The organism is Nocardia brasiliensis IFM 10847, from assembly GCF_000710915.1.
GTDB lineage: Bacteria > Actinomycetota > Actinomycetes > Mycobacteriales > Mycobacteriaceae > Nocardia > Nocardia brasiliensis_A.
In genome coordinates this window covers 1-26,875 of sequence record NZ_BAUA01000188.1, presented here as the reverse complement: position 1 = coordinate 26,875, position 26,875 = coordinate 1, and the positions used below count along the sequence as shown (strand labels likewise).

General features: G+C 67.2%; 29 protein-coding genes and 1 pseudogene. 19 read left to right on the top strand and 11 right to left on the bottom strand.

What is annotated here, in order from left to right:
- The 12 genes from rpoC to NBRGI_RS36885 all read left to right on the top strand — a co-directional run.
- Positions 1-2,754 (top strand): DNA-directed RNA polymerase subunit beta' (rpoC, locus tag NBRGI_RS36945; RefSeq protein ID WP_029901914.1); only part of this gene is annotated, 2,754 nt, incomplete at its 5' end.
- A 68-nt stretch (positions 2,755-2,822) separates the two neighbouring features.
- Positions 2,823-3,023 carry a hypothetical protein gene (locus NBRGI_RS36940; protein WP_029901911.1) on the top strand — a complete coding sequence of 67 codons (201 nt, stop codon included), beginning with the start codon at positions 2,823-2,825 and terminating at the stop codon, positions 3,021-3,023.
- A complete protein-coding gene (locus tag NBRGI_RS36935) occupies positions 3,020-3,427 on the top strand; it encodes a type II toxin-antitoxin system VapC family toxin (protein WP_029901909.1) in 408 nt (135 codons plus the stop codon). Before NBRGI_RS36940 ends, NBRGI_RS36935 begins: the two co-directional genes overlap by 4 nt.
- Positions 3,428-3,501: 74 nt before the next feature.
- The gene (locus tag NBRGI_RS36930) at positions 3,502-4,026 is read left to right on the top strand and encodes a hypothetical protein (protein WP_148311101.1); all 525 of its coding nucleotides are present in this window, start codon (positions 3,502-3,504) and stop codon (positions 4,024-4,026) included.
- 309 nt (positions 4,027-4,335) lie between these two features.
- Positions 4,336-4,467 carry a hypothetical protein gene (locus NBRGI_RS49750; RefSeq protein ID WP_267466997.1) on the top strand — a complete coding sequence of 44 codons (132 nt, stop codon included), beginning with the start codon at positions 4,336-4,338 and terminating at the stop codon, positions 4,465-4,467.
- Between the two features lie 77 nt (positions 4,468-4,544).
- Complete coding sequence (locus NBRGI_RS36915; RefSeq protein ID WP_029901905.1) at positions 4,545-5,510, top strand: zinc-binding dehydrogenase; 966 nt, start codon at positions 4,545-4,547, stop codon at positions 5,508-5,510.
- Between the two features lie 59 nt (positions 5,511-5,569).
- A complete protein-coding gene (locus NBRGI_RS36910; RefSeq protein ID WP_029901903.1) occupies positions 5,570-6,631 on the top strand; it encodes a glycerophosphodiester phosphodiesterase family protein in 1,062 nt (353 codons plus the stop codon).
- Positions 6,632-6,746: 115 nt separating this feature from the next.
- The gene (locus NBRGI_RS36905; RefSeq protein ID WP_029901901.1) at positions 6,747-7,217 is read left to right on the top strand and encodes a PaaI family thioesterase; all 471 of its coding nucleotides are present in this window, start codon (positions 6,747-6,749) and stop codon (positions 7,215-7,217) included.
- Between the two features lie 402 nt (positions 7,218-7,619).
- Positions 7,620-8,687: a polyprenyl synthetase family protein gene (locus tag NBRGI_RS36900; protein WP_029901899.1), complete on the top strand. Its 1,068-nt coding sequence runs from the start codon at positions 7,620-7,622 to the stop codon at positions 8,685-8,687.
- A 22-nt stretch (positions 8,688-8,709) separates the two neighbouring features.
- Positions 8,710-10,095 carry a cytochrome P450 gene (locus NBRGI_RS36895; RefSeq protein ID WP_051728317.1) on the top strand — a complete coding sequence of 462 codons (1,386 nt, stop codon included), beginning with the start codon at positions 8,710-8,712 and terminating at the stop codon, positions 10,093-10,095.
- 35 nt (positions 10,096-10,130) lie between these two features.
- Positions 10,131-11,093, top strand: coding sequence for a terpene synthase family protein (locus NBRGI_RS36890; RefSeq protein WP_148311100.1), 963 nt, complete (start codon positions 10,131-10,133; stop codon positions 11,091-11,093).
- Between the two features lie 116 nt (positions 11,094-11,209).
- Positions 11,210-12,421, top strand: a complete 1,212-nt coding sequence (locus NBRGI_RS36885; RefSeq protein WP_029901893.1) for a cytochrome P450 — start codon at positions 11,210-11,212, stop codon at positions 12,419-12,421.
- Between the two features lie 52 nt (positions 12,422-12,473).
- On the opposite strand, the gene NBRGI_RS36880 is transcribed toward NBRGI_RS36885, so the two are convergent.
- Positions 12,474-13,103: a hypothetical protein gene (locus NBRGI_RS36880; protein ID WP_029901891.1), complete on the bottom strand. Its 630-nt coding sequence runs from the start codon at positions 13,101-13,103 to the stop codon at positions 12,474-12,476.
- A gap of 100 nt (positions 13,104-13,203) precedes the next feature.
- Positions 13,204-13,674, bottom strand: coding sequence for a MarR family winged helix-turn-helix transcriptional regulator (locus NBRGI_RS36870; RefSeq protein WP_029901889.1), 471 nt, complete (start codon positions 13,672-13,674; stop codon positions 13,204-13,206).
- 84 nt (positions 13,675-13,758) lie between these two features.
- On the opposite strand from NBRGI_RS36870, the gene NBRGI_RS36865 reads away from it, so the two are divergent.
- Entirely contained in the window at positions 13,759-14,130 is a 372-nt protein-coding gene (locus NBRGI_RS36865) for a VOC family protein (protein WP_029901886.1), read from the top strand.
- 19 nt (positions 14,131-14,149) lie between these two features.
- On the opposite strand, the gene NBRGI_RS36860 is transcribed toward NBRGI_RS36865, so the two are convergent.
- The 3 genes and pseudogenes from NBRGI_RS36860 to NBRGI_RS50025 all read right to left on the bottom strand — a co-directional run.
- Positions 14,150-15,139, bottom strand: coding sequence for a pirin family protein (locus tag NBRGI_RS36860; RefSeq protein WP_029901885.1), 990 nt, complete (start codon positions 15,137-15,139; stop codon positions 14,150-14,152).
- Positions 15,140-15,209: 70 nt separating this feature from the next.
- Positions 15,210-15,521, bottom strand: a complete 312-nt coding sequence (locus tag NBRGI_RS50030; RefSeq protein ID WP_244467348.1) for a GNAT family N-acetyltransferase — start codon at positions 15,519-15,521, stop codon at positions 15,210-15,212.
- A 21-nt stretch (positions 15,522-15,542) separates the two neighbouring features.
- Positions 15,543-16,010, bottom strand: a pseudogene (locus tag NBRGI_RS50025) (carboxymuconolactone decarboxylase family protein); the annotation flags it as partial.
- A 167-nt stretch (positions 16,011-16,177) separates the two neighbouring features.
- Between NBRGI_RS50025 and NBRGI_RS48565 the strand changes: the two are divergent.
- Positions 16,178-16,348 (top strand): hypothetical protein, encoded by a 171-nt coding sequence (locus NBRGI_RS48565; RefSeq protein ID WP_162836689.1) that lies wholly within the window; start codon positions 16,178-16,180, stop codon positions 16,346-16,348.
- A gap of 67 nt (positions 16,349-16,415) precedes the next feature.
- On the opposite strand, the gene NBRGI_RS47820 is transcribed toward NBRGI_RS48565, so the two are convergent.
- Genes NBRGI_RS47820 through NBRGI_RS36830 form a run of 3 tightly spaced genes read right to left on the bottom strand, consistent with a single transcriptional unit; the run spans position 16,416 to position 18,204 of the window.
- Positions 16,416-16,706: a putative quinol monooxygenase gene (locus NBRGI_RS47820; RefSeq protein WP_029901881.1), complete on the bottom strand. Its 291-nt coding sequence runs from the start codon at positions 16,704-16,706 to the stop codon at positions 16,416-16,418.
- Between the two features lie 29 nt (positions 16,707-16,735).
- The gene (locus tag NBRGI_RS36835; protein ID WP_029901879.1) at positions 16,736-17,752 is read right to left on the bottom strand and encodes an aldo/keto reductase; all 1,017 of its coding nucleotides are present in this window, start codon (positions 17,750-17,752) and stop codon (positions 16,736-16,738) included.
- Positions 17,749-18,204: a MerR family transcriptional regulator gene (locus NBRGI_RS36830; RefSeq protein ID WP_029901877.1), complete on the bottom strand. Its 456-nt coding sequence runs from the start codon at positions 18,202-18,204 to the stop codon at positions 17,749-17,751. Before NBRGI_RS36830 ends, NBRGI_RS36835 begins: the two co-directional genes overlap by 4 nt.
- Before the next feature lie 156 nt (positions 18,205-18,360).
- Here NBRGI_RS36830 and NBRGI_RS36825 point away from each other — a divergent pair, with 156 nt between their 5' ends.
- On the top strand, positions 18,361-18,936 hold the full coding sequence (locus tag NBRGI_RS36825; RefSeq protein ID WP_029901875.1) for a Uma2 family endonuclease: 576 nt from the start codon (positions 18,361-18,363) through the stop codon (positions 18,934-18,936).
- 16 nt (positions 18,937-18,952) lie between these two features.
- Here the strand turns inward: NBRGI_RS36825 and NBRGI_RS36820 are convergent, their stop codons facing one another.
- Positions 18,953-19,321 carry a glyoxalase superfamily protein gene (locus NBRGI_RS36820; RefSeq protein ID WP_029901873.1) on the bottom strand — a complete coding sequence of 123 codons (369 nt, stop codon included), beginning with the start codon at positions 19,319-19,321 and terminating at the stop codon, positions 18,953-18,955.
- Between the two features lie 58 nt (positions 19,322-19,379).
- Between NBRGI_RS36820 and NBRGI_RS36815 the strand changes: the two genes are divergently transcribed.
- A complete protein-coding gene (locus NBRGI_RS36815) occupies positions 19,380-19,583 on the top strand; it encodes a hypothetical protein (protein ID WP_029901871.1) in 204 nt (67 codons plus the stop codon).
- An 11-nt stretch (positions 19,584-19,594) separates the two neighbouring features.
- Here NBRGI_RS36815 and NBRGI_RS36810 read toward each other — a convergent pair whose 3' ends face one another.
- Entirely contained in the window at positions 19,595-20,086 is a 492-nt protein-coding gene (locus tag NBRGI_RS36810) for a SixA phosphatase family protein (protein ID WP_029901869.1), read from the bottom strand.
- Between the two features lie 158 nt (positions 20,087-20,244).
- Here NBRGI_RS36810 and NBRGI_RS36805 point away from each other — a divergent pair, with 158 nt between their 5' ends.
- On the top strand, positions 20,245-21,915 hold the full coding sequence (locus tag NBRGI_RS36805) for an FAD-dependent oxidoreductase (protein ID WP_029901867.1): 1,671 nt from the start codon (positions 20,245-20,247) through the stop codon (positions 21,913-21,915).
- A gap of 54 nt (positions 21,916-21,969) precedes the next feature.
- On the opposite strand, the gene NBRGI_RS36800 is transcribed toward NBRGI_RS36805, so the two are convergent.
- Entirely contained in the window at positions 21,970-22,746 is a 777-nt protein-coding gene (locus NBRGI_RS36800; protein WP_029901866.1) for an acyl-[acyl-carrier-protein] thioesterase, read from the bottom strand.
- Between the two features lie 250 nt (positions 22,747-22,996).
- Between NBRGI_RS36800 and NBRGI_RS36795 the strand changes: the two genes are divergently transcribed.
- Both NBRGI_RS36795 and NBRGI_RS45715 read left to right on the top strand, forming a co-directional pair.
- Entirely contained in the window at positions 22,997-24,850 is a 1,854-nt protein-coding gene (locus NBRGI_RS36795; RefSeq protein WP_051728316.1) for a serine/threonine-protein kinase, read from the top strand.
- Complete coding sequence (locus NBRGI_RS45715) at positions 24,850-26,793, top strand: serine/threonine-protein kinase (RefSeq protein ID WP_051728315.1); 1,944 nt, start codon at positions 24,850-24,852, stop codon at positions 26,791-26,793. Before NBRGI_RS36795 ends, NBRGI_RS45715 begins: the two co-directional genes overlap by 1 nt.
- Positions 26,794-26,875: the final 82 nt, after the last annotated feature.

Below are 26,875 nucleotides of genomic sequence, written 5' to 3'. Positions count from 1 at the left end.
TCGCTGAGCGATCTGCTCAAGGGCAAGCAGGGCCGGTTCCGCCAGAACCTGCTCGGCAAGCGCGTCGACTACTCGGGCCGTTCGGTCATCGTCGTCGGCCCGCAGCTGAAGCTGCACCAGTGCGGTCTGCCCAAGCTGATGGCGCTGGAGCTGTTCAAGCCGTTCGTGATGAAGCGCCTGGTCGACCTGAACCACGCGCAGAACATCAAGTCCGCCAAGCGGATGGTCGAGCGGCAGCGTCCCCAGGTGTGGGATGTCCTCGAAGAGGTCATCGCCGAGCACCCGGTGCTGCTGAACCGCGCGCCCACCCTGCACCGCCTCGGCATCCAGGCGTTCGAGCCGCAGCTCGTCGAGGGTAAGGCGATCCAGCTGCACCCGCTCGTCTGTGAAGCGTTCAACGCCGACTTCGACGGTGACCAGATGGCCGTGCACCTGCCGCTGTCCGCGGAGGCGCAGGCCGAGGCCCGCATCCTGATGCTGTCCTCGAACAACATCCTGTCGCCGGCCTCGGGTCGCCCGCTGGCCATGCCGCGTCTGGACATGGTGACCGGCCTGTTCTACCTGACCCGCCTCGAAGAGGGCGGCAAGGGCGAATACAAGCCGGCCGCAAAGGATTCCGCCGAGTTCGGCGTGTACTCCTCGCCCGCCGAGGCGCAGATGGCGGTGGACCGCGGTGAGCTCACCGTGCGTTCGCTGATCAAGGTGCGGCTCACCGAGCAGCGCCCGCCGAAGGACATCGAGGCGGCGCAGTTCCCGCAGGGCTGGCAGCGCGGTGACGCGTGGATCGCGGAGACCACCCTCGGTCGCGTGCTCTTCAACGAGCTGCTCCCGGCGGACTACGCGTTCATCAACGAGCAGATGCCGAAGAAGCGTCAGGCCACGATCATCAACGATCTGGCCGAGCGCTACCCGATGATCGTGGTCGCGCAGACCGTCGACAAGCTGAAGGACGCGGGCTTCTACTGGGCCACCCGTTCCGGCGTCACGGTCTCCATGTCCGACGTGCTCGTGCCGCCGGAGAAGACCGAGATCATGGAGCGCTACGAGGCGCAATCCGACCAGATCGAGAAGAAGTACCAGCGTGGTGCGCTCGATCACCAGGAGCGCAACAACGCCCTGGTGAAGATCTGGCAGGAAGCGACCGAAGAAGTCGGTCGCGCGCTGCGGGCGCACTACCCGGCCGACAACCCGATCATCACGATCGTCGACTCGGGCGCCACCGGTAACTTCACCCAGACTCGTACCCTCGCCGGTATGAAGGGCCTGGTGACGAACCCGAAGGGTGAGTTCATCCCGCGGCCGATCAAGTCCTCCTTCCGTGAGGGCCTGACGGTGCTGGAGTACTTCATCAACACCCACGGCGCGCGTAAGGGTCTGGCCGACACCGCGCTGCGTACCGCCGACTCGGGTTACCTGACCCGTCGTCTGGTGGACGTCTCGCAGGACGTGATCGTGCGCGAGCACGACTGCGCCACCGAGCGCGGCATCGTGGTGCCGATCGCGGAGAAGCAGCCGGACGGCACCATCATCCGCGACGCGCACGTCGAGACCAGTGCCTACGCCCGGACGCTCGCGTCCGACGCGGTCGACGCCAACGGCAACGTCGTCGTCGGCAAGGGCGCAGACCTCGGCGACCCGGCCATCGAGGCGCTGCTCGACGCGGGTATCACCGAGGTGAAGGTCCGCTCCGTGCTGACCTGCACCACCGGCACCGGCGTGTGTGCGACCTGCTACGGCCGCTCCATGGCGACCGGCAAGCTGGTCGACATCGGCGAGGCCGTCGGCATCGTCGCCGCGCAGTCCATCGGTGAGCCCGGTACCCAGCTGACCATGCGTACCTTCCACCAGGGTGGTGTCGCGGGCGATGACATCACCGGCGGTCTGCCCCGTGTGCAGGAGCTCTTCGAGGCTCGTGTGCCGAAGGGCAAGGCGCCCATCGCCGAGGTCTCCGGCCGGGTGCGGCTCGAGGACGACGATCGCTTCTACAAGATCACCATCATCCCGGATGACGGTGGCGAAGAGGTTGTCTACGACAAGCTCTCGAAGCGGCAGCGGCTGCGTGTCTTCAAGCACGACGACGGCACCGAGCGTCTGCTCTCCGACGGCGACCACGTCGAGGTCGGCCAGCAGCTGCTGGAAGGCGCGGCGGATCCGCACGAGGTGCTGCGCATCATGGGTCCCCGTCAGGTGCAGATCCACCTGGTCCACGAGGTCCAGGAGGTCTACCGCTCGCAGGGTGTGTCGATCCACGACAAGCACATCGAGGTCATCGTGCGCCAGATGCTGCGTCGCGTGACGATCATCGACTCGGGTGCCACGGAGTTCCTGCCCGGTTCGCTCACCGAGCGTTCCGAGTTCGAGGCCTCCAACCGTCGCGTCGTCGCCGAGGGCAACGAGCCGGCGGCCGGCCGCCCGGTGCTGATGGGTATCACGAAGGCGTCGCTCGCGACCGATTCGTGGCTGTCGGCGGCGTCCTTCCAGGAGACCACTCGAGTGCTGACGGACGCGGCCATCAACTGCCGCTCCGACAAGCTCATCGGCCTCAAGGAGAACGTGATCATCGGTAAGCTGATCCCGGCCGGTACCGGCATCAACCGGTACCGCAACATCCAGGTGCAGCCGACCGAAGAAGCCCGTGCCGCCGCGTACGCGGTGCCGTCCTACGACGACACCTACTACAGCCCGGACAGCTTCGGCCAAACCACCGGCGCCGCAGTCCCGCTCGACGACTACGGTTTCAGCGACTACCGCTAGTCCGGTACACACGACCGGCCCGCTCCGTCTGGAGCGGGCCGGTTCTCGTTTCACGGTATTCTTACGGTATGAGCGTGGCCTACGATCATTACCCTGAGCTGCATCGTCTGGTCGAACAGTTACGACCCGACGCTGCACCTGCGGCGCGCGAGGCATTGCTGCGTCTGGTCAGCGGCGGGGCGAGCGATCGGCTGGCGGCCCTGCCGTCGTTCGACGGCCCTGAAGATCTCAGCGACAGGATGGACGACGAACTCTACGAGACGCAGTGACACTGATCGTCGATGCCAATGTGCTCGTCGCAGTGATGAACCGCAAGGACAAACGGCACGTAGAGATGCGTGCGTTCTTGTCGACTCGCTCCGATGAGTTCATCGTGACTCCGTACGTAGTCGCCGAGGTCACCTACCTTCTGCAGAAGTACGCAGGCGCTCAGGCTGAGATCCAGTTCATGCAGGCTGTGCGCGATGGTGTCTTTCGCGAGGAGTTCGACCCCAAAGACACGACCCGGATCATCGAACTCATGCAGCAGTTCGCGAGCTTTCCGCTGGGGGCTGCGGATGCCTCGCTTATTGCCGTGGCAGAACGACTCGGCGTCCAGGACATAGCCACCGCCGACAACCATTTTCGGGCGGTACAGACAGCAGGGCTCGACTTCATCAATGTTCTGCCGTAGGGCACCCTCAGCTTATCCAGGTTGTCGGCGAGATCGGGCACTTCGGCGCCTGATCTGGTGGCATGATCTGCGGGATGACGGCTCCGGTGGCCGACGATGTCGTGCGTGAGGTCGTGCGGGACGCGATTCGGTCGGTGTGGAAGAACTGTCCTGATCTGATCGAGAACGGGGCGCATGCGCGAACGGTGGTGGCGCACATCGCCGCAGCGCTCAACCTACGGCTGGAGACGTGGGCCGGGTTGTGGCGGGCCGACGTCGACTGCAACCTCTTCCACGAGCGCGGGTTGCAGGTCATCCGGGAGCGATATCTGCGCGTGCCGGACGGCCGCGCCGACGACGTCTACCCGAACCTGATCGTGCACGACCCGCGCGGCGGCGGCCCCGACCACCGCCTACTCGTCCTGGAAGCCGAAAAAACCTGTGCCGCAACGCCGCACCGCGAATCCGCCTACCGCAAACTCCAAGGCTTCCTCGAGCATTTCGACTACCACCAAGCCGTCTACCTCGAATACGACGCTCCCACCCGCCCCCGCCTCGAATGGCTGGTTCCCTTCATCTCCCACCCCGACCCCACCCGCCCTCCCGTCGAAGAGCTCTAGCCTTCGGGTCCGAAGCGTGACCAGAAGTTTACTTCGGGGGGAATAGTTTCTGTGAGAATATTTTCAGCTGATGGGGTTTGGCTGTGGGCGCGCGGGTACTGCGGCTGGTGGCCTCAGCCGAAATGTGTTCCCTCCGTTGCTGAAAGCGAGCCGTTTCATGACCGACCACCAGATCTTCGATCTCGGTGACTACACCACGTCGCACATCACGATCTCGCGGGGTTACGGTCGAAAGGGGGCGCGCGCCGGCGTCGCCGTCCTATCGCAGCTGATGAGAAGGCCTGGCGGACCGTCCTGAGCGGGCGGGTCATGGAATGCATTGTCGCGGCGGTGCTCGGCCCGCTGCTGTTGGCGGGCATCGTGGTGCTCGCGGTCTGGGACGACGTACGCGACCGGGGCGACGACTATCCGGAGCATGCGGCGGACCGGGACCGGGACTGATCCCGCGCCATTGACATGAACTAACGTTCAGGTTGCACGCTGTCTTCGACGAGTAGTCGAACTGCCGAGGAGGCATCGTGCACGCCGTAGTCCTACACGCTTTCGGTCCCGCGGAGAACCTGCGCTACGAAACGGTCCCGGATCCGATTCCCGGCCCGGGGCAGGTGCGTATCGAAGTGCGCGCGGCCGGCGTGCATCTGATCGAAACGGTGATGCGCGAGGGTCTTCCGATCGGCCCGCCGCTGCCGGACCTGCCTGCGATCTTCGGCGGCGAGGTGGCCGGAATCGTCGAATCCGTCGGCCCGGGCGTAGCCGGCGACTGGGTGGGCGTTCCGGTGGTGACATCGCGGAGCGCGTCCGGCGGATACGCCGAGCTGGCGGTCGCGGAAGTGTCGATGCTGCACCGGATTCCGGCCGAACTCGATTTCGCGTCGGCGGTCGCCATGATCGTCACCGGGACCACCACGGTCGAAGTGCTCGACATCGCCGAACTCACCTCGGATGATGTGGTGTTGGTGCATTCGGCGGCGGGCGGGATCGGCAGGCTGCTCGTGCAGCATGCGCGCAATCTCGGTGCCCGGGTCGTCGGCGCGGCGGGCGGGGCGGCGAAGGTCGCCGCGGTGGACGCGCTCGGAGCCGATCTAGTCGTCGACTACAACGAGCCGGGCTGGGCGGACGAAGTTCGGCGGGCGGCGGGCGGCGTAACGGTCGTCCTCGACGGTGTGCAAGGTGAAAAAGGCCGGGCGGCAATAGATCTGCTCGGTACCGGCGGCCGGTACCTCACCTACGGGAACGCTTCACGCGGGACCTTCGCGCCCGATGTGGAAAAGCTTCGGGAACAGGGCATCACGTACATCGACGCCTTGGCGTTGTTGCTGGCCAAGCCTCGACAGGTCCGCGCCGAAGAGGAACGCGCCCTGGCCGCCGCGGCACGAGGACGCATGGTGCCTGCGGTGCAAGCTTTCCCGCTGGCCCGGGCCGCCACCGCGCATGCCGCGCTCGAGCAGCGCGCGACGACCGGCAAAGTGGTGCTGGAGCCCTGATCGGCAGAGATTCATCCGGTTGTCACCGCGGTGTGGTCGGCGACGGCCATGATGGACGGATGCGGCATGCGTGTGCGGTATCGGTGGTGCTGGCCCTGTGCACCGGTGTGCTGGCGGCAGGCCCGGCCACCGCCGACGGCCCCGGTCGCCAGTTCGATCTGCAGGCGCACCGGGGTGGCGCGGCCCTGGTCGTGGAGAACACCCTGCCCGCTTTCGCGAACGCGCTGGAACTCGGCGTCAGCACCCTGGAACTGGATGTGCAGATCACCGCGGACGGCTACCCGGTGGTGACCCACGATCGAGATCCCAACCCGGACAAATGCATCGACACCTTTCCCGCATTTCTCGGTGACCCGAAGTTCCCGTATGTGCCAGGCACCCGATACATCCGAGACCTGACCTTGGCGCAGGTACGGACGATCGACTGCGGCACACAGCGTTTGGCTGCCTTCCCGGAGCAGCGCACCGCGCCGGGCGCGCGCATGCCTTTGCTTTCCGAGGTTTTCGATCTGGTGCGCAGCTATCACGCCGACGATGTGCGGTTGAACATCGAGACGAAGGTGGAGGCGGGCGCACCGGAGCAGACCGCCCCACGTGAGCAGTTCGGTCAGGTCGTCGCGTCGGAGGTGCATCGCGCGCACATCGAAAGTCAGGTCACCATCCAGAGTTTCGACTGGGGTGCGCTGATGCGCATGCGCGAGGTGGCTCCGGAGCTGCCGCTCGTCGCCTTGACGAACGGTCAGCAGTTTTTGCAAGCGGCTCAACCGGGCGCCTCGCCGTGGTTGGGCGGCCTGGATATCGACGACTTCCCGGGCTCGCTCCAGCGGCAATATGTAGCCGCCGCGGCCTCTTTCGGCGCCGATGCCGTGTCCCCCGTGCACGGCGACCCGCAGGGCGGCAGCATCGAAGATCCGGCCTACCAGCCCTTCACGACCGCAGACCTGGTCGATGCCGCGCACCGGCAGGGCATGCGTGTCATTCCATGGACGGTCGACGACCGGCCGACCATGACGGCCCTGCTCGACCTCGGCATCGACGGCTTGATCACCAACCGCCCAGACCTGTTGCGCGCCATCCTCGCCGAACGCGGCTACGAACTGCCGACTCCGCGGCACCGCTGACCGGCATGAGGCGAAACTACGTCGTAGACAATCCCGCTACACCGTAGACAACGCCCACTCGGCCGGAGTATGTAAATAGAACACGTTTCAGTTCTGGAGTTCGGCGGGAGATGCGATGGACAGCGCGGCCATGGGGGAGTTGGTGATGGCGGGATTCCAGAAGCTGGGGTTCATCCAGTTCACGGGGATCGAAGGCGTCGAGTTCGATGCCGGTCGCAACGTGGTGCGTATGGCGCCGCGCGAGGAACATCTGAACCACAACGGGGACTTGCACGCCGCGGTGCTGTTCGGGCTGGCCGAGACCGCGGCGATGGGTGCGTCGGTGTCCGGGATCGTCGACCTGATGGGCGAGACCTTCATCGTGGCCAGGGACGGGCGGATCGAATACCGGGCCCGCGCCAAAGGTGATGCGGGGCCGTTTCTCGCCACCTCCGAAGTCTCCGGCGACACCTTGCAGCAGGTGCGCGCGGATATCGCCGCCAAGGTGGCGATCGAGCTGGAGGTGCCGGTGAACATCACCGACACCTCCGGAAAATCCGTCGCCACCGCGGCATTCACCGCGGTGATCCGGCCGCGCCGCCAGTAGCCGGCGGCCGCACTCACCGTTCGCTGTCCAGCATGGCCATCTGTTCCGACGGCGCGGCGGCCTCGATGGTAGCCATGCTGAGCCCCCGAAACTCCTTCGGCTGTGGCGATCTCGGCGAGCGCGGCCACGGGTTCCGGTTCGGGTTTTGCCCTGGAACCGCGGGCTGCGCGCTCGGAAATCGTTGGCCGCGTTGGTAGTTCCAGCCGGTAGCTCCCGAGGCTACCGGCCGACGTGGGCTGCGGGTAGCGACAACATCATGCCGAAAGGCTCCGGACACCGCCTACGTCCGGAGCCTCGGTTGCATAGGTCTCACTGGTCTTGACAGATTCCCCCGCGACGGCAACCATTGGCTTTATCGTCAGTCAATTCATTTGCCCTGAGATATCGCGATAGGAAATCGATATGACCGCGGTGCCGTCGTGTATGCGCTTTCCGGTGAGCGGGCAGCGCTCTCGGAATGGCGCACCGGAACTGGATGCCAGCGCGCTCCTCGACGCCGCACGCGAACAGGTCGAGCCGCTGTTGCGCGAGGCAGTAGACGGGCTCGCGGCCCCGCTGCGACGAATGGCCGGGTATCACTTCGGGTGGTGGGATGTCGAGGGCCGTCCTACGGGCTCGACACAGGGGAAGGGGTTGCGTGCCGCACTGACTTTCGCGTCGGCGCGAGCGTGGGGGGCCGATGCCGCGGTGGCGGCGCCGGCGGCGGCAGCGGTGGAGCTGCTGCACAATTTCACGCTCATTCACGACGATGTGATGGATGGCGACCAGCTGCGTCGTGGCCGGGCGACGGTGTGGCGCGTGTGGGGTGTCAGTGACGCCGTGCTGCTGGGTGACGCGTTGCATGCTTTGTCGACTCGCGTCCTCCTCGGCAGTCCGGACCGCGTTGCGGGACCAGCGGTTGCGCTGATGGCCTCGACGGCCTTGGACCTGTGCGCGGGCCAACATGTCGACTGCGCCTGTGAGCATGGCGGTGGGGTCGATGTCGCCGACTACCTGTTGATGGCGTCCGGCAAGACCGGCGCTTTGCTCGGGGCCGCGTGCGCGCTGGGCGGGTTGTACGCCGGGGCCGACGACGCCAGCGTGGCGGCGTTGGAAACCTACGGCCGGGAGACGGGCATCGCATTCCAGATCATCGACGACCTGCTGGGCATTTGGGGCGATGCGGCCACTACCGGAAAAGTACCTGGCAACGATCTCGCTCGGCGAAAACGAACTCTTCCGATTGTCGCAGCGCTCGAATCGGACCATCCCGCGGCAGCCGAGCTGGCAGGTCTGTATTTCGACGACCGAGTGCTGAGCAAGGCCGACTTGGCCCGTGTTGCCGAGTTGGTCGAGCAAGCGGGCGGCATGACCGCGGCACGGCAACTGGCCGAGCAGCATCGACTCGCGGCCATGGCGGCACTGCCCAGTTTTATCGACCTGTTCGAGCTGAGAATTCTTGGTTCGTCGGCTATCAACCGCAACCGATGATTCAGTAGGAGTCCGAGCCACGATGCGAGCAGTATTCAGCCAGCACCGAGAACTGCCGAACGGCGGTTCGGAAAATCAGGCGATTCCGACTGTTCCAGGAGCGCTGCCGATGGTCGGGCATTCGTTAGCGCTGCTGCGGGATCCGTTGGCGTTCATCTCGGCACTTCCCGCGTATGGCGATGTGACGACGATACGAATCGGGTCCCTCCCGATGGTGATGGTGTGCGATCCGCTACTCACCCGGCAGGTTCTGTTGGAGGACAGCACCTACGACAAGGGTGGACCGGTCATGGACAAAGCTGCCGAGGTGATCGGTGATGGTTTGATCACCTGCCCGCACAGCAGGCATCGACGTCAGCGTCGTCTGTGCCAGCCGGCGTTTCATCCGGACCGGCTCCCCGAGTTCGGCGCGGTGTTCGCGTCCGCGGCGAAAGACATAGCGAGTTCCTGGCATGACGACCAAATCGTCGACGTCGACCGAGAATTGATGGCAATGACAGCAGGCACGGCCGTGCTGACAATGTTCGCCAATACCCTGCCGGAGACATCGGAACAGATCATTGCCGACCTGGTCACGGTGGTGGAGGGAGCGTTCCGGCGAATGATCACACCCCGGTTCCTCAACCACTTCGCTCTGCTGGGAAACCGGCGCTTCGACCAGGCGAACAAACGGTTACGGAGTGCGGTAGCCGACGCCGTCGGCAGACGTCGTGCGGACGACAACCACCACAGCGACCTACTGGCTTTCCTGCAGGAGGCCGTCGATGCCACGGAACACCCGGACAGCGGCGATCGGCTGACGGATATCGAACTGGTCGACCAGATCACCACCTTCTTCGGCGCCGGGACGGAGACGACCGCGAGCACCGTGGCCTGGGCTCTGCACCTGCTCGCCCGTCACCCCGAAATCCAGGACCGGCTTCATCAGGAAATACAAGACGTCCTGGCCGGTGAACCGATGACATTCGAGCGTCTGACCGACATGGAAATGGCAAGTAATGTCATCACCGAGACTCTCCGGCTTTATCCGCCGGCCTGGCTGCTCACCCGCACAGCCGCGAAGGAGACTTCGTTGGGCGGCTTCCGGATTCGGGCCGGGACCACGCTGGCCTACAGTCCCTACATCATTCACCGCAGACCGGATTTGTACGACGATCCCGATCGTTTCGATCCGCAGCGCTGGCGAAACACCAAGCCTGATCGCGCTGCCTTCATTCCGTTCGGTGCCGGAGCCCGCAAGTGTATCGGCGACCGCGTCGCCGTCACCCAAGCGACGATGGCATTGATCGCTATTGTCGGCCAGTGGCGCCTGACGCCGCTTCCGGGCCAATCTCTCGAGCCTGCTGTCAAAGCGACCTTGACCCCCCGCAATCTCCGCCTCCGTGTTGTGGCGCGCCGATCCCTGTAACCATCCGAGCTGTCCGAATAGATTGGAGAACCACAATGTCGGTGGATGCAGGACAAGCAGTCGACGGTTTGCGCATCCCCTTCCCCAGCGCCCGCAACCCGCGAACAGAGTTGGTTCGTAAGCTGCATCGAGAATGGATCGACACCATGGGGATCGCCCCGGCGGCGACCGCGGACATCGGCGCCGACCTTCCGCTCATTATCGGCCGTCTCTATCCACACGCCGGTGTAGACGATCTGGCACTGGTCACCGACTGGAATTGCTGGGGCTTTCTCTACGACGACGAATTCAACGGCCGCCTGGGCGCATTGCCCGGGGCGGTGGCAGCCTCAGTCGAGGGCATGATCGAGATCATCTGCGCACCAGCGGCTTTCCGAGAAACTTCCGAGGTGCCGTTGGCTCGGGCGCTCGCCGACATGATGCGCCGATTCCGGGGCAGCGCGTCGGCGATCTGGTTCCATCGATTCAGCGAACACTTCGCCGCGGGCCTTACCGGTTTCGCCCATCACTCGGCCGCTCGCGCGACGGGCGGATCGACCAGCATCGAGGACTACCTCGCCCATCGACGACTCGATATAGTGTCCGACCCGCTGCTGGATTTCATCGAATTGACCGATGACTGCGAACTCTCGCCGGTAGTGCACACCAGCCCCGCGATGCTTCGCCTACGCCGGGCAGCATTGGACGTCATCATCATGATCAACGACGTCTTCTCCTACGACAAGGAACTCCGCTGCGGCGATACGGAGAATGCGGTAGCCGTCCTGGAACGATCGGCAGGGTTCACCCGCGAAGACGCGACAGCCCGCGCGATCGAGATCGCAAACCAAAATATCCTCGTCCTTGTCGAAGCCACCGAGACCCTGCCGGCAGCATTGCGCAAGCTCGATGCCGACCTCGATCAGATCGACCGAGCCCTGCGGTTTCTCACCGGAGTTCAGACCGTGGTGAAGGCCACATACGACATCCATCTCGAAAGCACGCGATATACCGACTAAATGTGCGTGCAGGTCATTGGGTATGCCCAACACAATGCAGGCACCGAGTATCGCGCGCGCATTTGTTCGGTAATTGTCAAAACAATCGTTCGGTGAATTTCTGTAGGAGGACTGCGATGCCGGAGGTTCGGTCCGAAGCACGCCAGTACCCGATGGCGCGCGGACGCTGCCCGTTCGACCCGCCACCCGAGCTCTGTCGCAGGCAGCGGGAGGAGCCGGTGTCCAAGGTGCGGATCTGGGACGACGGCGAGCCGTGGCTGTTCACCCGGTACGCGGATGTCCGTGCGCTGCTGGCCGATCCGCGCGTCAGCGCCGATTCGGCCCGGGACGGGTATCCGGCGCAGTCGCCGGGGATCAAGGCCGGTCCCGCCCGGGCGAAATTGTTCATCACCATGGACAACCCGGAACATGCCGCGCAGCGCGGCCTGCTCACCGCCGACTTCACCGTGCGGAAGATAGAACGGTTGCGGCCGCGGATCCAGCAGATCGTCGATGACCTGATCGACGATCTGCTCGCGGGCCCGAAACCGGCCGACCTGGTGGAGGCGTTCGCGCTTCCGGTGCCCTCGCTGGTGATCTGTGAACTGCTCGGCGTGCCGTATGCCGACCGGGATTTCTTCCACCGGGTGAGCAAGGTGCTGACCGCGAGCCATACGCCCGCAGCCGAATCACTCGCCGCGATGCAGACATTGCTCGACTACCTCGGCCGACTGGTGCGGGACAAGCTCGCCGACCCCGGCGACGACCTGCTGAGTCGGCTTGCGACAGAACAGGTCGCCGCCGGCGCGGTGACGGTCGCGGAGGCGGCGTCTATGGGGCTGTTGCTGCTGGTAGCCGGGCACGAGACGACGGCCGACATGATCGGCCTGGGCACCGCCGCGCTGCTGGAGCATCCGGATCAGCTCGCCGCCGTCCGCGACGGTGACGACGCACTGGTGGCGAACGCGGTCGAGGAGCTGTTGCGCTACCTCACCATCTCGCACAGCGGACGGCGGCGCGTGGCACTGGAGGATATGGAGGTCGGCGGGCAGCGGATCCGCCAGGGCGACGGGCTGATCACCGCGGACAGCGTGGCCAACCGCGATCCGGCGCGGTTCTGCGACCCCGACCGGCTCGACGTGACCCGCGAGGCGCGCCATCACCTCGCGTTCGGCTACGGCATCCACCAGTGTCTCGGTCAGGCGCTCGCGCGGGTCGAACTGCAGGTGGTCTACCGCACGCTCTACCGGCGGATCCCGACGCTACGGCTGGCGGTTGCGCTGGACGATCTCGAGTTCAAGCACGACATGGTCGTGTACGGCGTCCACGAACTACCCGTGACGTGGTGAGTCCAGCTCGCCGAACTCCCGGATAGCGCGCTCTGACGGCGCTCGCGGTGGTTCAGGGTGCGCCGGAGACGTAGTCCATGGCCGCGTCGATCGCGGGCTGGCCGCCTGCCATGGCCAGGCCCGCCGCCGCGCCGATCGCGGCGCCGAGCACCGTCGTGATCGGCACCGTGATGAAGTCGAGCACGAACAGACCGAGCGGGAAGCCGAGCACGAAGCCGACCGCGGCGCCGATGCCCGCGCCCGCCAACACGATCGGCATGTTCTTCTCGACCTCGGCGAAGAACCGCTCCTGGGCGCTGACATCGCGCAGCGGCACGTCCGACAGGCCGACCGGGTCGATCACGAGGCGGTGTCCGGCGTCGGTGACCACGGGCCGCAGTTCGACCCGCCGGTCGCCGACGCGCAGCGCCATCGGCAGTGCGGCAACGATATTGCCGTCGCGATCGCTGAGTGTGACCACCCGTCCGTCGCGGATCACGTCGAAACGGCCGTCCGCGATGGTCGTGACGGCGGCCCGCCGGTCCGGGGAGGCCGCGACCTGGTAGGCGATGTCTTGGAAGGTGCCGCGCACATCGAGCGGTCCGTCGGGTGTGTCGGCGGGACCCGCGTGGACGGCGCCCGCGGTGAGGACGGTGGCCGCCATGGCCGACAGTGTCGTCGCGGAGATTCTGAAGATGCTCATCGTGCTCTTTCCTGGCGCTGCCCCCTGCGCGGTGTTCGATCGGGCACGATACCCGCTGCGGTCCCGTAGCTGAAGAGCCTCGAGCGCAACGCAACTCGGTTCAGCGCGGCAACTGCTCGCTGAGCCTGCGCAGATATCCGGCGAATCGCTTGCGGTCGGCGTCGTCCCAATCCGCGGTGAGGTCGGCGAAGACCTGGCGTTGCCAGGCGTGGGCCTCGGTGAGCAACTGCTCGCCGTCGCTGGTCAGCGCGAGAGAGGTCTTGCGGCGGTCGTGCGCGGCGGCGGTGCGGGAGAGATAGCCCGCCGCGCCGGCATCGCGCACCATCCGGCTCGCGCCCGAATGGTCAAGGCCGAGTTGATGTGCCACGGTGCCGATGGTGGCCTCGCCGCCCTGTTCGACGGTCGCCGCGACCGCCTCGACCACCTGTACATGCTGGGCGCTGCGCAATTCGTCGGGCAGGTCCGTCGAGGTCCGATTGATCCAGCGCCGGGACCAGAATCGCACCAGCTGGAACAGTGCGGGCCCGCCGTCGGTGGCGCTTCCGGTGCGTTCGATCGCCCTTCTGCTCATGCCGCCAGCCTAGCTCGCAACTATCAGTCGCATGCGTATCGCATGTATTATCGTGTGCATATCGCATACTTCTCGGAGGTAGTCGTGCGCGTAGTCCTGAATCACACGATCGTGCCTGCCGCCGACCGGCACGCCGCCGCAACATTTTTCGCCGATCTGCTCGGTCTGACGGTGGGCGGGCAGGTCGGTCCCTTCGCGCCGGTGCGGGTCAACGACGACCTCACCTTCGACTTCGACGACCGCGCGACCGTCGTGCCCGGCCACTACGGTTTCCTGGTCGACGACGACACCTTCGACGCGCTGCTGCGGCGGCTCGCGCGCCGACCCGAGGTCGATTTCGGGTCCGGCGTCGAGCACGGCTGGGATCGGGCGGTCAACCAGCTCGCGGGCGGCCGGGGCGTCTATGTGCTCGCCCCGGACGGCCACAGCTACGAATTCTTCACCGCCGCACCGTGACCCGGCGCCCGCGCCGGAATCAGCCGCGGGCCGGGCCGATCCGGCGCTTGCGCGGCTTCAAATGCAGCGCGGGCAGCGGCGGTGCCGGAATGCGCTGGTCCGGTGAGTGGCCGGCGATATCGGCGAACCGCGCGAGATCGTGGTTCTCCCAATCGTTTCGGGCGGCGACGATCTCGTCGTGGCTGCGCGCGACGAAGTTCCACCACATGACCAGTTCCTCGCCGAACGGCTCGCCGCCGATCAGCGCGAAATGCGCGCCCGCCGTGCTGGACAGCGTCAGTTCGGTCCGTTCGGTGCCCAGATACAGCAGTGGTCCCGCCGTCAACGGGGTGCCGTCGATCGTCACGTCGCCGTCGATCACCAGCACCGCGTGCTCGAAGGCGGCCTCGACCGGCAGGGTGACCTCGGTGTCCGCCGCCAGCCGGACATCCGCGCCCACGATCGGCGTGTATGCGGTCGCTGGTGAGGTCAGCCCGGCCAGCGTGCCGATCAGCACCACCGCTTCGATGCCGTCCGCCCGATAGACCGGCAGCTCGCGGTGCTGCTCGAAATGCGGGGCGATCCCGGTTCGGTTGCCGGGCAAGGCGATCCACAACTGCAGGCCGTGCCCGGTGTGCGCGCCCGCGACCCCGTATTCCGAGTGCGCGATGCCGCGCCCGGAGGTCATCAGGTTCAGCTGCCCCGGTTCGATCTCGACATCGGAGCCCACCGAGTCACGGTGCCGGATCCGACCGTCGAACGGCCAGGTCACCGTTTGCAGGCCGATGTGCGGGTGCGGATCGATATCCGGCGACGCGCCCGTCGTCGTGACCGTGGGCGAGCCGAAATGATCGAGAAAACACCACGCGCCCACGGTCGGCAGATCCCGTTGCGGCAGTACGCGTTCCACGAACACGCCACGCACGCCGCCGAGCGGCACCTCCCGAGCCGGATAGAACTCCGCGACCGGGCCCGGGCCGGGCTCCGGTTCGCACCGCGCTTCCTCGGGATGGACTTCCAAGTCGCTCACGGCCGCGCCTCGCTGTCGCTGAGCTCCGCCGTTCCCGACACCGCGACCTCGGTTCGTGCGCTGCGCCGATTCACCGAGTGATCCCCTTGCCGACGACATGCGCGTCGTACTGCGGGTGCTTGTCCAGGTAGGCCTTGATGAACGGGCACAGCGGCCGGATCGTCCGCTTCCGCTCGACGGTGTCCTCGATGGCGTGCTCGGCCAGGACGCTGCCGAGCCCCTTGCCGGAGAACGCGCCGTCGATCTCGGTGTGGGTAAACACCGTCTCGTCGCCGCGCTCCTCGTACTCGGCGAACCCGGCGAGCTCCCCGCCGTAGGTCACCTCGTAGCGGTGCTTCTCGTCGTTGCGGACGACCTTGGCTTCGGGAGTGGCTGTGGTCATGGTCGACTTCTCCTTCGCTGCGCGTACCGGGTGCTTGCTGAGGATCGACACGCGATTGAACGCGCCGATCGTGGTGGCCGTCCAGACGACGACGGACAGCTGATCGTCGGTCAGGACCTCGCGGGCCGCGGCGTACGCCCGGTCCACGGTGTCCTCGTCCGGCAGGGTCGTAGTGACCTCGGCCAGCCGGAGGACGGCCCGTTCGAGCGGTGAATACAGATCCGTGCGGTCCCACGCGGGCAGAACCGCGAGTTCCTGTGCGGTATTCCCCGCGGCGAGCGCGGCACGCTGATGCACATCCAGACAGACGGCGCAGCCGTTGAGCTGGGAGACGCGCATGTTGATCAGCTCGACGAGCTTGCGGTCCAGGCCGGCCGCGGCGGCCGCGGCACGCACTTCGTTGGCGACCTTCACGAGGGTGCGATACACGCCGGGCGTCTGCTTGTCGATCCAGACGCGGTCATGCGGTTCATCGGGCTTCACCTTCATGGATGCTAGCCCCATTCAGGGCCGGGCGTGCCGGGGGGTGACGCTCAAGCGGACCGGGGTCCGCACATTGTTACAGCGCTGTACAGAACTCGTAGAGATCGTCGCGCGAACCTCCCGCGAAGTCGGTGCCCGGCACAAGAATGGGAAGTTCGTCGAAGGAGAATGCCATGAGGTTCCGCAATCGCACCGCACCCACGCTGGTCGCCGCCTGCCGCCGCAGCGCGCACCGCATCTGGGCCCGGCAGGATCTCACCCCGCAGGAGCGGGCGAATCTCCTCGCGGGCTGGACGCCGCCCGCGGTGATCAGCGCGTCGCTCGGCGGGCGCACCTGCCACTGAGCCCGGGTACGACAACGGCCCGGCGACACCGCGATCGGTGCGGCCGGGCCGCCGGTTCGGCGCGGACCTAGATCTCGGTGAACCGCCGCAACTGGAACGGTTCGGCCAGGATGTCGTCCAATGCGGCCGCGCCCTGCTTCAGGTGTGGGGTCTCGAAATGCGCCGCCAACGCGTCGGCGTCGACCCACTCCTCCAGCAGCACGGCCTTGGCCGGGTCGGTGGGATGCAGGTACAGCTCGTAGCGAAGGCAGCCCGGCTCCGCGACGGTCGGCCCGACCAGGTTCTCCAGCACCGCGCGCAGGTCGGCCTCCCGGCCCGGCTTGGCGGTGAAGCGGACATTGAGTGTCAGGGTGGACACGTCGTACTCCTGATCTGTTGTGGTAATTGCTATTCGCGGCCTGCGGAACTGAAAGACAGGTCCGCGTAACGATTTCCGGCTACCTGGTCGGCGATGGGGTCCAGCGTGGCCAATTCGTCCTCGCGCAAATCCAGGGTAGCGGCGGCCACGTTCTCCGCCAGCCGAGTGCGCTTGCGGGTCCCCGGGATCGGGACCACCGGCACACCGTGCACCGCCGCCCTGCTGTGCACCCACGCCAGCGCGACCTGCGCGAGCGTCACCCCGCGCGCGTCGGCGATCCGGCGCAGCGGCGCCAGCAACTCGACATTGTGCGCCGCGTTGTCGCCGTTGAACCGGGGCATGTTGTGCCGGACGTCTTTCTCGTCCGCCAATTCCTTTGCGGAGGAGAACGATCCGGCCAGGAAGCCGCGGCCCAGCGGCGAATACGGGACGAAGGTGACGCCCAGTTCCGCCGCCGCGGGCACTGCCGTCCGCTCGACATCGCGGGAGAACACCGACCATTCGGACTGGATCGCCGCGATCGGATGCACGGCGTGCGCCGCGCGCAGTTCCGGCCCGGTCACCTCGGACAGGCCCAGGGCCCGGACCTTGCCTTGCGCAACCAGTTCGGCCATCACGCCGACGGTCTCCTCGATCGGTACGGCGGGATCGCGGCGATGCATGTAGTAGAGGTCGATGGTCTCGATGCCGAGTCGGCGCAGGCTGGCCTCCACGGCGCGCCGAATGTAGGCGGGGGAGTTGTCGATACCACGGAAGGCCGGGTCGTCGGGTTTGGTGTAGATCGCGAATTTCGTTGCCAGCACCACCTGTTCACGGTTCTTCCGGACGAACTCGCTGAGGAATTCCTCGTTGCGTCCCGCGCCGTACACGTCCGCCGTGTCGAAGAGCGTGACGCCGAGCTCGAGCGCGTGGTCCAGCATCGCCCGTGCCTCCACGGTGTCGGTGCTGCCGTAGAAGGCGCTGATCCCCATGCAGCCGAGCCCTTGCCCGCCGACCTCGATCCCAGTGGCGCCCAACGTGGTGGTGGGCAGCGTGTTACCGGTCATACCCTGATCCCTTCGCTCTCCTGCGCGGTGACCGGGGCCGGGCGCACGGGCTGTGCTTTGCCCTCGTACACGTCGATCTTGTAGTCCAGCACGGCCACGGTCTGGTGGAGTTCATCGATCTTGGCGAGTACTTCGGCACGCGTTTTGCGGAACATCGCCAGCCGCTCGGGGAAGGTGGATTCCCCTTCGCGCACCAGCTCCGCGTACCGGACCATGTCCGCCACCGACATGCCGGTGGTGCGCAGCCGCCCGATCAGGGTGAGCCACTCCAGGTCGCGGTTGCTGAACCGTCGCTTGCCGGTGTGATCGCGGCCGATGTAGTCCATCAGCCCGATCCGCTCGTACCACCGCAACGTGTCCCGGGTCAGTCCCGAGCGCTCGGACACCTCCCCGATCGAATACCGCGGCGTCTCCCAGTCGCTGTCCCGTTCGCTCCGCGCGCTTTCACTCACGACACTCGCCTTCCCGTCTGAACACCGTCGACGCTAGTCACCTGGAGTGCACTCCAAGCAACCCCATTCTGCCGAAGCCCCCGACAGCCTCCATCCGATCGGGTACTTTGCGTGGGACACTGGAGCCGACCGGGTGGGGCGAGCTGAGGAGCGAGGGTGACGGCACTTCCGGAACCGTGGCGGCTGCTGACGATTGCCGACTATTTGGCACTCGATGAGGACGAGCTGGTACGCCACGAGTTGCAAGAGGGGGTTCTCGCCATTTCGCCGTCGCCGAAACCGCAGCACAATATCGCTGGTGCCGAGCTCTACAGCCAGGTGCGAGCGCAGCTGCCTCCTGAACTGGCGGTCGTGCCCGATGTCGATATCGACCTCCAATTGGTTCCCGCTGACGGTCCTGCCACGGTCCGGCGGCCGGACCTGGTGGTAGTCGACCGATCCGAACTCGTCCGTGTTAAAGACGAACGGGACATCCTTCGCGCGTCCGGCGTCGCCGTTGTCGTCGAAATCGTCTCGCCGGGCTCCCGGCGCACCGACTTCGTCATGAAGAAGAGCGAGTACGCCGACGCGGGCATCCCGCACTACTGGATCATCGACCTGAGCGAGCCGCTGAGCTTGGTCGCCTTCCGGCTCACCGAAGAACTCGGCTACGTCGACGACGGTGAGGTGACCGGCACCTTCACCACGTCGTCGCCGTGCCCGCTGACCATCGATCTGAAGCAGCTCGGTTGAACGCCGACCCTGGCGCTCAGCCGTAGTTCGGGAGTTCCTGGACAGCCCATTTGTTGCCGTCGGGGTCGGCGAAATAGGTGAACTTGCCCCAGGCGAGTTCTTCGACCGGGGTGGCGGCGACGCCCGCGGCGGTCAGTTGTTTGTAGGCGTCCTCGGCATCGGCGACGACGATCTGCACGCCGACGACGCTGCCGGGGGCCGCGTCGGTGACCCCTTCGCCGATGCAGATGGAACAGCCCGAGCCGGGCGGGGTGAGCTGCACGAAACGCACGTTCTCAGCCACCCGGTGATCGTGGTCGGCGTTGAAGCCGATGCTGGTGTAGAAGTCCTTCGCGCGATCCACGTCGGTGACCGGGATCGCGATGAGCTCGATTTTCCAATCCATTGCCAGAGCATGGCACCGGTCGCCGACAAAGTCCCGGGATCGGGCCTACCCTGGTCACATGCCAGGTAAGGACATCGACCGGATCAGGGCCCGCTCGGCCTGGGCGACGGTCAAGGAAAGCCCCGTGATCACCGCGATCGCGGTCGCGCCGGTGGTGCTCGCGGTCGCGCTCGTGTGGTGGCTGATCGGCGGATTCGCCGCCTTCGTGCTGCTGGTCGTGCTCGGCGCGGTCGTGGTGGTCGGCGGCAAGCTGCTCCGCTGAGCCGGCGCCGTTCAGCGCGGGATGTGGAAGCGCACCAGCTCCCCTACTCCCGGGTCGACCTGTGCCCACGGCCGGTCGAACTCGAGCACCGCGAGCGCCGAGGTAGGGAACTTCCGGCTGAGTTCGATCGCCGGCGCCGAACCGCGGTTGCCCGCCAACTCCCATGCCGTCCACGGCATTCCGGGCGCATGCCCGATTACCAGCAGGGTCGCGACCTCCTCGTCGCTGAGCTGGACCAATTCGATCAAGCTCTGCGGCGAGGCCTCGTAGATGCCCGCCTCGTAGACGACCGGCGCGGTGATGCCGGTGGCCGTCAGCGTCTGCCTGGTCCGGGTCGCGGTGGAACAGCGCACCGCGTCGATCGGTGGCTGGGTCCGGCGCAACCATTCGCCGGCCAATCCCGCTTCGCGTTGCCCGCGCGGCGCGAGCGGGCGTTCGTGGTCGCCGACACCGTCGGGATACGCCGACTTTCCGTGCCGCATGAGGATCAGAGTCCGCACCATGGAGATACCGTAAGGCCTCCAGTCGCATGGCCTCGACCACACTCGAGGCAAACTGAAAGCGGCGTCACATCGCGATGGTTTTGCGACGCGCCGTTTTTGTCCACCTCTGCCCACCGGGTGGCCTACAGCCCACGTACATCTTCGAGGATCTTGACAATATGGCCTACGTCATCACGCAGCGTTGTTGCAACGACGCCAGCTGCGTTTCCGAGTGCCCAGTCGATTGCATCCGTCCGACCCCGGACCAACCGGAGTTCGCGACTACCGAGATGCTCTACATCGACCCCGACACCTGTATCGACTGTGGGGCGTGTGTAGACGCGTGTCCGGTGGAGGCCATCTTCTCCGAGGACGATCTGACCGCGTCGCTGGCCCGATACCGCGATATCAACGCCGCGTACTTCGAACGGCATCCGCTGGAATCCAACTTCGACCCGATCGTCACCCCGCCACGTCCGCCGAAGGATCTCGGCACGTTGCGGGTCGCGATCGTCGGCGCCGGTCCCGCCGCCTGCTACGCGGCCGACGAGCTGTTGCGCCGGGCCGATGTCGAGATCGAGATGTTCGACCGGGTGCCGACCCCGTGGGGTCTGGTCCGCAGCGGCGTCGCCCCCGATCATCCGGGCACCAAGACGGTTTCGGGTCTGTTCGAGTCCGCGTTCCGGCGCGAGACGCTGCAGTACTACCTCAATGTCGAGGTCGGCACGCATGTCACGCACGAGGAGCTGCTGCGTCACCACCACGCGGTGATCTACGCGGTGGGCGCCTCCACCGATCGCCGCCTCGACGTGCCCGGCGAGGACCTGCCGGGCAGCCACTCGGCCACCGAGTTCGTCGCCTGGTACAACGGCCATCCCGACTACGCCGAGCGGCAGTTCGACCTGTCCGGCGAGCGGGCGGTGATCGTCGGCAACGGCAACGTCGCACTCGACGTGGCCCGGGTGCTCACCGTGTCCCCGGACGAGCTGGCCAAGACCGATATCGCCGATCACGCCCTGGACGCGCTGCGGCGCAGCAATATTCGCGAGGTCGTGGTGCTCGGCCGGCGCGGCCCGCTGCAGGCGGCGTACACGTCCTCGGAGTTCCTCGCGCTGGCGCACCTCAACGGCATCGACGTCGTCGTCGACGCGGCCGACCTGGAGCTCGATCACGCCAGCCAAGCGGTGCTGGACGACCCGGACATCGAACCGTCGCTGAAGCTCAAGTACACCCTCGCCGAGGAGTACGCGGGCGGCATGCGCGACGACGGCAACAAGCGCATCGTCTTCCGCTACCTGGCCTCGCCGACGGCGTTGCACGGCACCGGCAAGGTCGAATCGATCGAGTTCGCGCACAACGAATTGTTCGCCGACAGCGGCGAATTGATGGCCAGGGCGACCGACCGCACCGAGACCCTCGAGACGGGGCTGGTGCTGCGGTCGATCGGCTATCGCGGCGCACCGGTCGCGGACCTGCCCTTCGACGAGCGCCGCGGCATCGTGCCGAACGAGCACGGCCGGGTGCTCGAGGCGGACGGCAGTCCGCTGCCGGGTGTGTACGTCAGCGGCTGGATCAAGCGGGGACCACGCGGCGTGATCGGCTCGAACCGGGTCGATGCCGAGGAAACCGTCGAACATCTCATCGCCGATTTCACCGCGGGCAAACTCGGTGCACCCGTTGCGGATCGGGCGGCACTGAAATCGCTGCTGCGCGAACGGCAGGCCGATCTGGTGGACCGGGAAGGCTGGCGAGCGATCGATCAGGCCGAACGGGCCGCGGGCAAGGCGGCGGGCCGGCCGCGGGTCAAGTTCACCACGCGGGCGGATCTGCTGAAGGCCGCGCGCGGCTGAGCGCCGGGGCCGATCGGGTGCGCGGCGCTCGGTCGGCTTCCGCTGGCGCGCGGGCTATTCCGGCGGCAGCGGCATGATGCGCACGACCGTGGTGGTGGTGCCGCCCACCACGAACCACAGCCGCAGCACCGGCCGTCCGGTCCGGTCGCCGGGCTCGTAGCGGCTGCGCACGGTGACGTGCTGGCGGGCGAGCACCGGCGCGACGTACTCGATCACCGCGCGGTGCGGGCCTGCCAGCAGCTTCGGGTACTCGACCAGGAACTGTTCCACCGCCTGCCAGTAACAGGCGTTGTTGACGTGGTTGTACTGGTCGATATCGGTCGCCCGCACCGGAAACGGCATATCGGTGTCGGACTCGATCGGGGTGGTGTCGGTGAGGTACGGCCGCCAGCGCAGCCGATGCTCCTGGGTGGTCTGCGCCAGATAGGCCAGGCCCTCGTCGCTGATCCGGGCGGGTCGCTGGGTCAGTTCGCTGATGTTGATCCAGAAGCCCTCGGTCTCGATCAGTCCGCCGTTGCCGCTGGTCACCCGGACGCGCATATTCGCCCAGCGGGTCGACATCGCCGAGCACCAGCGCAGCAGCTGTACTTCCTCCGGCCACAGGATCGGCCGGATGACGTCGATCACCGTGCGCCGCACGATCCAGTTCGGATCGGAGTGGTGCAGAAATGTCTTGTGCAGGTTCTCCCAGGCGATGTCCTGCAGATAGCGAGCGATGGCGTCGAACCGCAGCCGGTCGTAGGGGTCCACATCGCCCGCCCGGATGGGCCACGCCGAGGCAAAGCCGATGCCCTCCTGGGGAAGCGGGGCGAGTGGCTGATCGAGTGACACTGGTGCTCCTCGCGCTGCACGGGGTGCCGCGTTCTTCGTGTGGTGCTGTTCTGAGACGACTTTACGGGGGTGTAGGTCACACCAGCGCGCCGAGTGCGTCAGTACTGCGGCCCATACCCGGGAAATCAGGCCCTACCAGGCCGCTTCGCCTCGATCGGCGACACGGATCGCGGCCGGATTCCGCTCGTGGGGACGCCTCGCACCGGCGCCGGTACGATCCCGGGGCAAGCATTTCAGGGGAGGACGCACGGTGAGACCGCTCGGCCCGCACGACCCGCGCACCGCGGGGCGGCACCAGTTGATCGCCGTCATCGGCCAGGGTGCGATGGGTCGGGTACTGCTCGGGCGCGCCCCCGACGGACGCCTGGTCGCGGTCAAGATGATCCACCGCCACCTCGCCAGGAACGCCGAGTTCCGGGCCCGTTTCCGCTTGGAAGTCCAAGCGTCCCAACGGGTCACCGGCGCCTACACCGCGGCCGTGATGGACGCCGACGCCGATGCCGAGGATCCCTGGCTGGCCTCGGTTTTCGTGCCCGGTCCGGCCTTGCGCGAGGCCGTCGACCAGCACGGCCCGTTGCCCTTGGGCGGATTGCGCCTGCTCACCGCCGGACTCGGGTCCGCGCTCATCGAGATCCACCGCGCGGGCATGATCCACCGTGACCTCAAACCCACGAATGTGCTGCTGGCCGCGGACGGTCCGCGGGTGATCGACTTCGGCATCGCCCGGGCGCTGGCGGCCGACGTCCAGCTGACCACCACCGGCACGCTCGTCGGCTCTCCGGCGTACATGTCGCCCGAACAGGCCTCGGGCCTCGAACTCAGCACCGCCAGTGACGTTTTCTCGGTGGGCGCGATGCTGTACATGGCCGCGACCGGGGACAGCCCGTTCCTCGGCGCGTCGGCTCCGCAGACGCTGTACAACGTGGTGCACGACCGGCCGGACACCAGCCGGATCCCGCCGGTGCTGCGCCCGGTCGTCGAGGCGTGCCTGGACAAGAATCCGCTGCACCGGCCGACGCCGCGCCAGCTGATCGACTCGGTGGCGACGATGCCCGCCCGCTCCGGTTGGCCCGGCGCAGTGCGGCAGCAGATCACCCGGGACCGGTCCGAAGCCGACCGCTGGGCGGCCGCGGGCGGGGATCCGGCCGCCGAGCCGCCACGGCGTGGCCGCACCTGGCTTGCCGCCGGGACCGTCCTGGTCTTGGCGGCCGCGGGCACTGTTACCGGCCTACTGCTCAGCCGGGAGGACCAGCCGAGCAGGCCCGATCCGCTGGCGAATCGCACGCTGGAGCTTTCCGACGCGCAGCTGCGGCTCATCGACACCTGTGCGCTGCTCGGTCCCGATGTGGTCGGCGGCCTGGGGCAGCCGGTCGAGGCCGAGCCGACCGAATCAGCGGTCTGCGAAACCAGATTCATCGAATTGGACGGCAGGCAGACCCGGATGCGCGTGCGGGTCGGCACCCCGGTGGCGTCCGGCAAGCCGCTGTCCGAGCCGGTCGCGGGCCGGACCGTGCTGGACACCACGGCGGAGACCGGCTCGTGCGGCCGCGCGCTCACCGCGCGCGACGGGGCCACGGTCGGGGTCGAGGTGACGATCAGTGCGGCCGAACGTGATTCGTGCGGGTCGGCGACCGAAGTCCTGAAAGCCGTTGCCACCCGGCTCGTCCTGGATCCGCCGCAGGCGAAACTGCCCGATCCCTCGGTGGTCCGGATGGATCCGTGCGCCGCTGTGGCGCCGGGCATCCTGGACGCACAGCTCGGCTCCGGCGTCCGTGCCACGCCGGGCGACGTGCACACCTGCACCTGGGCCGGAGCCACCACCGAACTCATGGTGCGGCTCACCGAGGCGAAGCGCGTCGATACCGACCCGAAATACACCACACTGTTCGTCGATGGTGGCAAACTCGGCGACTTCGACTCGGCCCGCCGGATCGATCAGGACGGCACCTGCGTGACGGTTCACCTGGTGCGGTCCACCGTCGGGGGCCGCGGCGACCTGATCGTCGTCTCGGCGCGTCCGTCCGCCGGGGCGCCGGCCGACAGTGCCTGTGCCACTACCGAAGCCGTCCTGACCGGAGTTGTCGACGCAGTGAGGAGGTCCTGATGGTGACGCGCCTGGAGCCCGCAGACCCGACGCAGATCGGCCGGTACCGGCTGCTCGGCGAGCTCGGGGCCGGGGCGATGGGCCGGGTGCTGCTCGGCGTCGGGCCCGACGGCCGCCTGGTCGCCATCAAGCAGGTGCATGCGCATCTGGTGGATGAGGCGGATTTCCTGCCGCGCTTCCGGCGCGAGGTGCAGACCTCGACCCGGGTGTCGGGCGCGTTCACCGCCGCCGTCGTGGATTTCGACGTCGACTCCGAAATGCCCTGGCTGGCCTCGGTATTCGTGCCGGGTGTGCCGCTCGACAAGGCGGTGAAGGAGTACGGCCCGCTCGACACCGACCAGATCCGGACCTTGGCCATCGGGCTGGCCTCGGCCTTGCACGCGATCCACGGCGTCGGGCTGATCCACCGGGATCTCAAGCCCGCCAACGTCATTCTGGCCGAGGACGGGCCGCGTGTGATCGATTTCGGCATTGCGCGCGCGGCCGAGGGCCGTTCGGAGCTGACCGGGACCGGATCGATCATCGGCTCGCCCGCGTTCATGTCGCCGGAGCAGGCCGAATCACTGCCGCTGACGCCCGCCAGCGATATTTTCTCACTCGGCGCGGTGCTCGCCATGGCGGCGGGCGGGACGAGCCCGTTCGCGGGATCGTCGTTGCCGACCACGCTGTACAACATCGTGCATGTCGATCCCGACCTGACCGGCCTGCCCGCCGAGGTCCGCGCGCTGGTCGAACCGTGCCTGGCCAAGGATCCGCAGGCGCGGCCGACGCCCGGCCAGATCCTGGACTTCCTCGGTGGCGTGCGGACCGGCGGCGCGCTGTGGCCGGCCGCCGTGCACGACGCGATCCGGCGACAGGACGCGCAGCTGTCGGCATTGCGGTCCGATCCCGAGGCGACACAGTTCACCTCCGTCGGTGCGGCGGCCCCGCCCGCCCAGCCGGGCGGTGACTTCGACACGCGCCTGGGCCAGCTCGTCGCCGCGGCCAGGATCACCGACGAGCGCCGACGCCGGGCCCGGCTGCGGATCGGCGCACTCGCCGGTGCCGTGCTGCTGGTCGTCGCCATGGTGGCCGGTGCGATCGCCTGGGGCGGTGACGAGGAATCGACCGCGCCGCAGGCGAATTCGCTCGGTGCGCTCAACCTGACCAAGCTGCGGGCGGTGGATCTCTGCGCGGCGATGAAAGAGCCGCTGGTGCCCGCGCTGGGCGACTGGACACAGAAACCGCTCTCCACCCGGTGGGGCACGTGCGGTGCGGCGGCCGGTGGCTATCAATTCAGCTTCGATATCGCGCGGACCGAAGGCTTCGTGGAAACCGGCGCAACGGTGGACGGCGCACCGGTGCTGCGGGATACCGCGGCGCCGGCGGGCACCTGCGGGCGCGCGCTGCTGCCCGCCGCGACCGAACCGCAGTTCGCCGTCGTCGCCAGGGTGCAGGGTGGCGGTACCGCGGACAAACTGTGCTCGGTGGCCGACGAAGCCGTGACGCGGTTCGCGCCGCGCCTCGCCGGCGGCGGCCCGAAACTGCCCGACGTGCGCCGGTCACTGGCCCGGCTCGATCCGTGCGCACTGGTGGACGTCGACGTCGCGAAACTCAGCATCGGCCGCCAGTTGCGTGGCGATGCCGACACATTGCACTCCTGCAAGTGGGCGGGTGGCAACACAGTGGCGGTCCGGCTGGAGCGGACCGCGCCGCCCGCGGAGACGCCCAAACCGATCGTGATAGACCTCGGTGGTGGCAACATCGTGAACATCGACGAGCAGGAGCTGAGCGCACCCGCCTGCGTTCGGCAGGCGGTGTACCGGCCCGGTCGTGAGGGGACAGCGGAAGTGGTGACGGTCCAGGTGGAGAATCCGGCCATGGCGGCCCATCCGGAGTTCAAATGTCTTGCCGCGCAGGATATCCTGCGCAATGTCATGGGCAATCTGCCGGTGGTGCGCTGATGCGAGCAGCCTCGATCTCGCGCGGGCTGGCGCTGGCGTGCGTCGCCCTGTTCGCGCTCTGCGGCTGCGGCGACGTGCGCGG

What these genes read in the sequence shown, in the direction of transcription:
- NBRGI_RS36940 (WP_029901911.1), top strand. Translation starts at nt 2,823, where the DNA reads ATGAGCGTGGCCTACGATCATTACCCTGAGCTGCATCGTCTGGTCGAA.
- NBRGI_RS36930 (WP_148311101.1), top strand. Translation starts at nt 3,502, where the DNA reads ATGACGGCTCCGGTGGCCGACGATGTCGTGCGTGAGGTCGTGCGGGAC.
- NBRGI_RS49750 (WP_267466997.1), top strand. Translation starts at nt 4,336, where the DNA reads ATGGAATGCATTGTCGCGGCGGTGCTCGGCCCGCTGCTGTTGGCGGGC.
- NBRGI_RS36910 (WP_029901903.1), top strand. Translation starts at nt 5,570, where the DNA reads ATGCGGCATGCGTGTGCGGTATCGGTGGTGCTGGCCCTGTGCACCGGT.
- NBRGI_RS36905 (WP_029901901.1), top strand. Translation starts at nt 6,747, where the DNA reads ATGGACAGCGCGGCCATGGGGGAGTTGGTGATGGCGGGATTCCAGAAG.
- NBRGI_RS36900 (WP_029901899.1), top strand. Translation starts at nt 7,620, where the DNA reads ATGACCGCGGTGCCGTCGTGTATGCGCTTTCCGGTGAGCGGGCAGCGC.
- NBRGI_RS36895 (WP_051728317.1), top strand. Translation starts at nt 8,710, where the DNA reads ATGCGAGCAGTATTCAGCCAGCACCGAGAACTGCCGAACGGCGGTTCG.
- NBRGI_RS36890 (WP_148311100.1), top strand. Translation starts at nt 10,131, where the DNA reads ATGTCGGTGGATGCAGGACAAGCAGTCGACGGTTTGCGCATCCCCTTC.
- NBRGI_RS36885 (WP_029901893.1), top strand. Translation starts at nt 11,210, where the DNA reads ATGCCGGAGGTTCGGTCCGAAGCACGCCAGTACCCGATGGCGCGCGGA.
- NBRGI_RS36880 (WP_029901891.1), bottom strand. Translation starts at nt 13,103, where the DNA reads ATGAGCATCTTCAGAATCTCCGCGACGACACTGTCGGCCATGGCGGCC.
- NBRGI_RS36870 (WP_029901889.1), bottom strand. Translation starts at nt 13,674, where the DNA reads ATGAGCAGAAGGGCGATCGAACGCACCGGAAGCGCCACCGACGGCGGG.
- NBRGI_RS50030 (WP_244467348.1), bottom strand. Translation starts at nt 15,521, where the DNA reads ATGACCACAGCCACTCCCGAAGCCAAGGTCGTCCGCAACGACGAGAAG.
- NBRGI_RS48565 (WP_162836689.1), top strand. Translation starts at nt 16,178, where the DNA reads ATGAGGTTCCGCAATCGCACCGCACCCACGCTGGTCGCCGCCTGCCGC.
- NBRGI_RS36835 (WP_029901879.1), bottom strand. Translation starts at nt 17,752, where the DNA reads ATGACCGGTAACACGCTGCCCACCACCACGTTGGGCGCCACTGGGATC.
- NBRGI_RS36820 (WP_029901873.1), bottom strand. Translation starts at nt 19,321, where the DNA reads ATGGATTGGAAAATCGAGCTCATCGCGATCCCGGTCACCGACGTGGAT.
- NBRGI_RS36815 (WP_029901871.1), top strand. Translation starts at nt 19,380, where the DNA reads ATGCCAGGTAAGGACATCGACCGGATCAGGGCCCGCTCGGCCTGGGCG.
- NBRGI_RS36810 (WP_029901869.1), bottom strand. Translation starts at nt 20,086, where the DNA reads ATGGTGCGGACTCTGATCCTCATGCGGCACGGAAAGTCGGCGTATCCC.
- NBRGI_RS36805 (WP_029901867.1), top strand. Translation starts at nt 20,245, where the DNA reads ATGGCCTACGTCATCACGCAGCGTTGTTGCAACGACGCCAGCTGCGTT.
- NBRGI_RS45715 (WP_051728315.1), top strand. Translation starts at nt 24,850, where the DNA reads ATGGTGACGCGCCTGGAGCCCGCAGACCCGACGCAGATCGGCCGGTAC.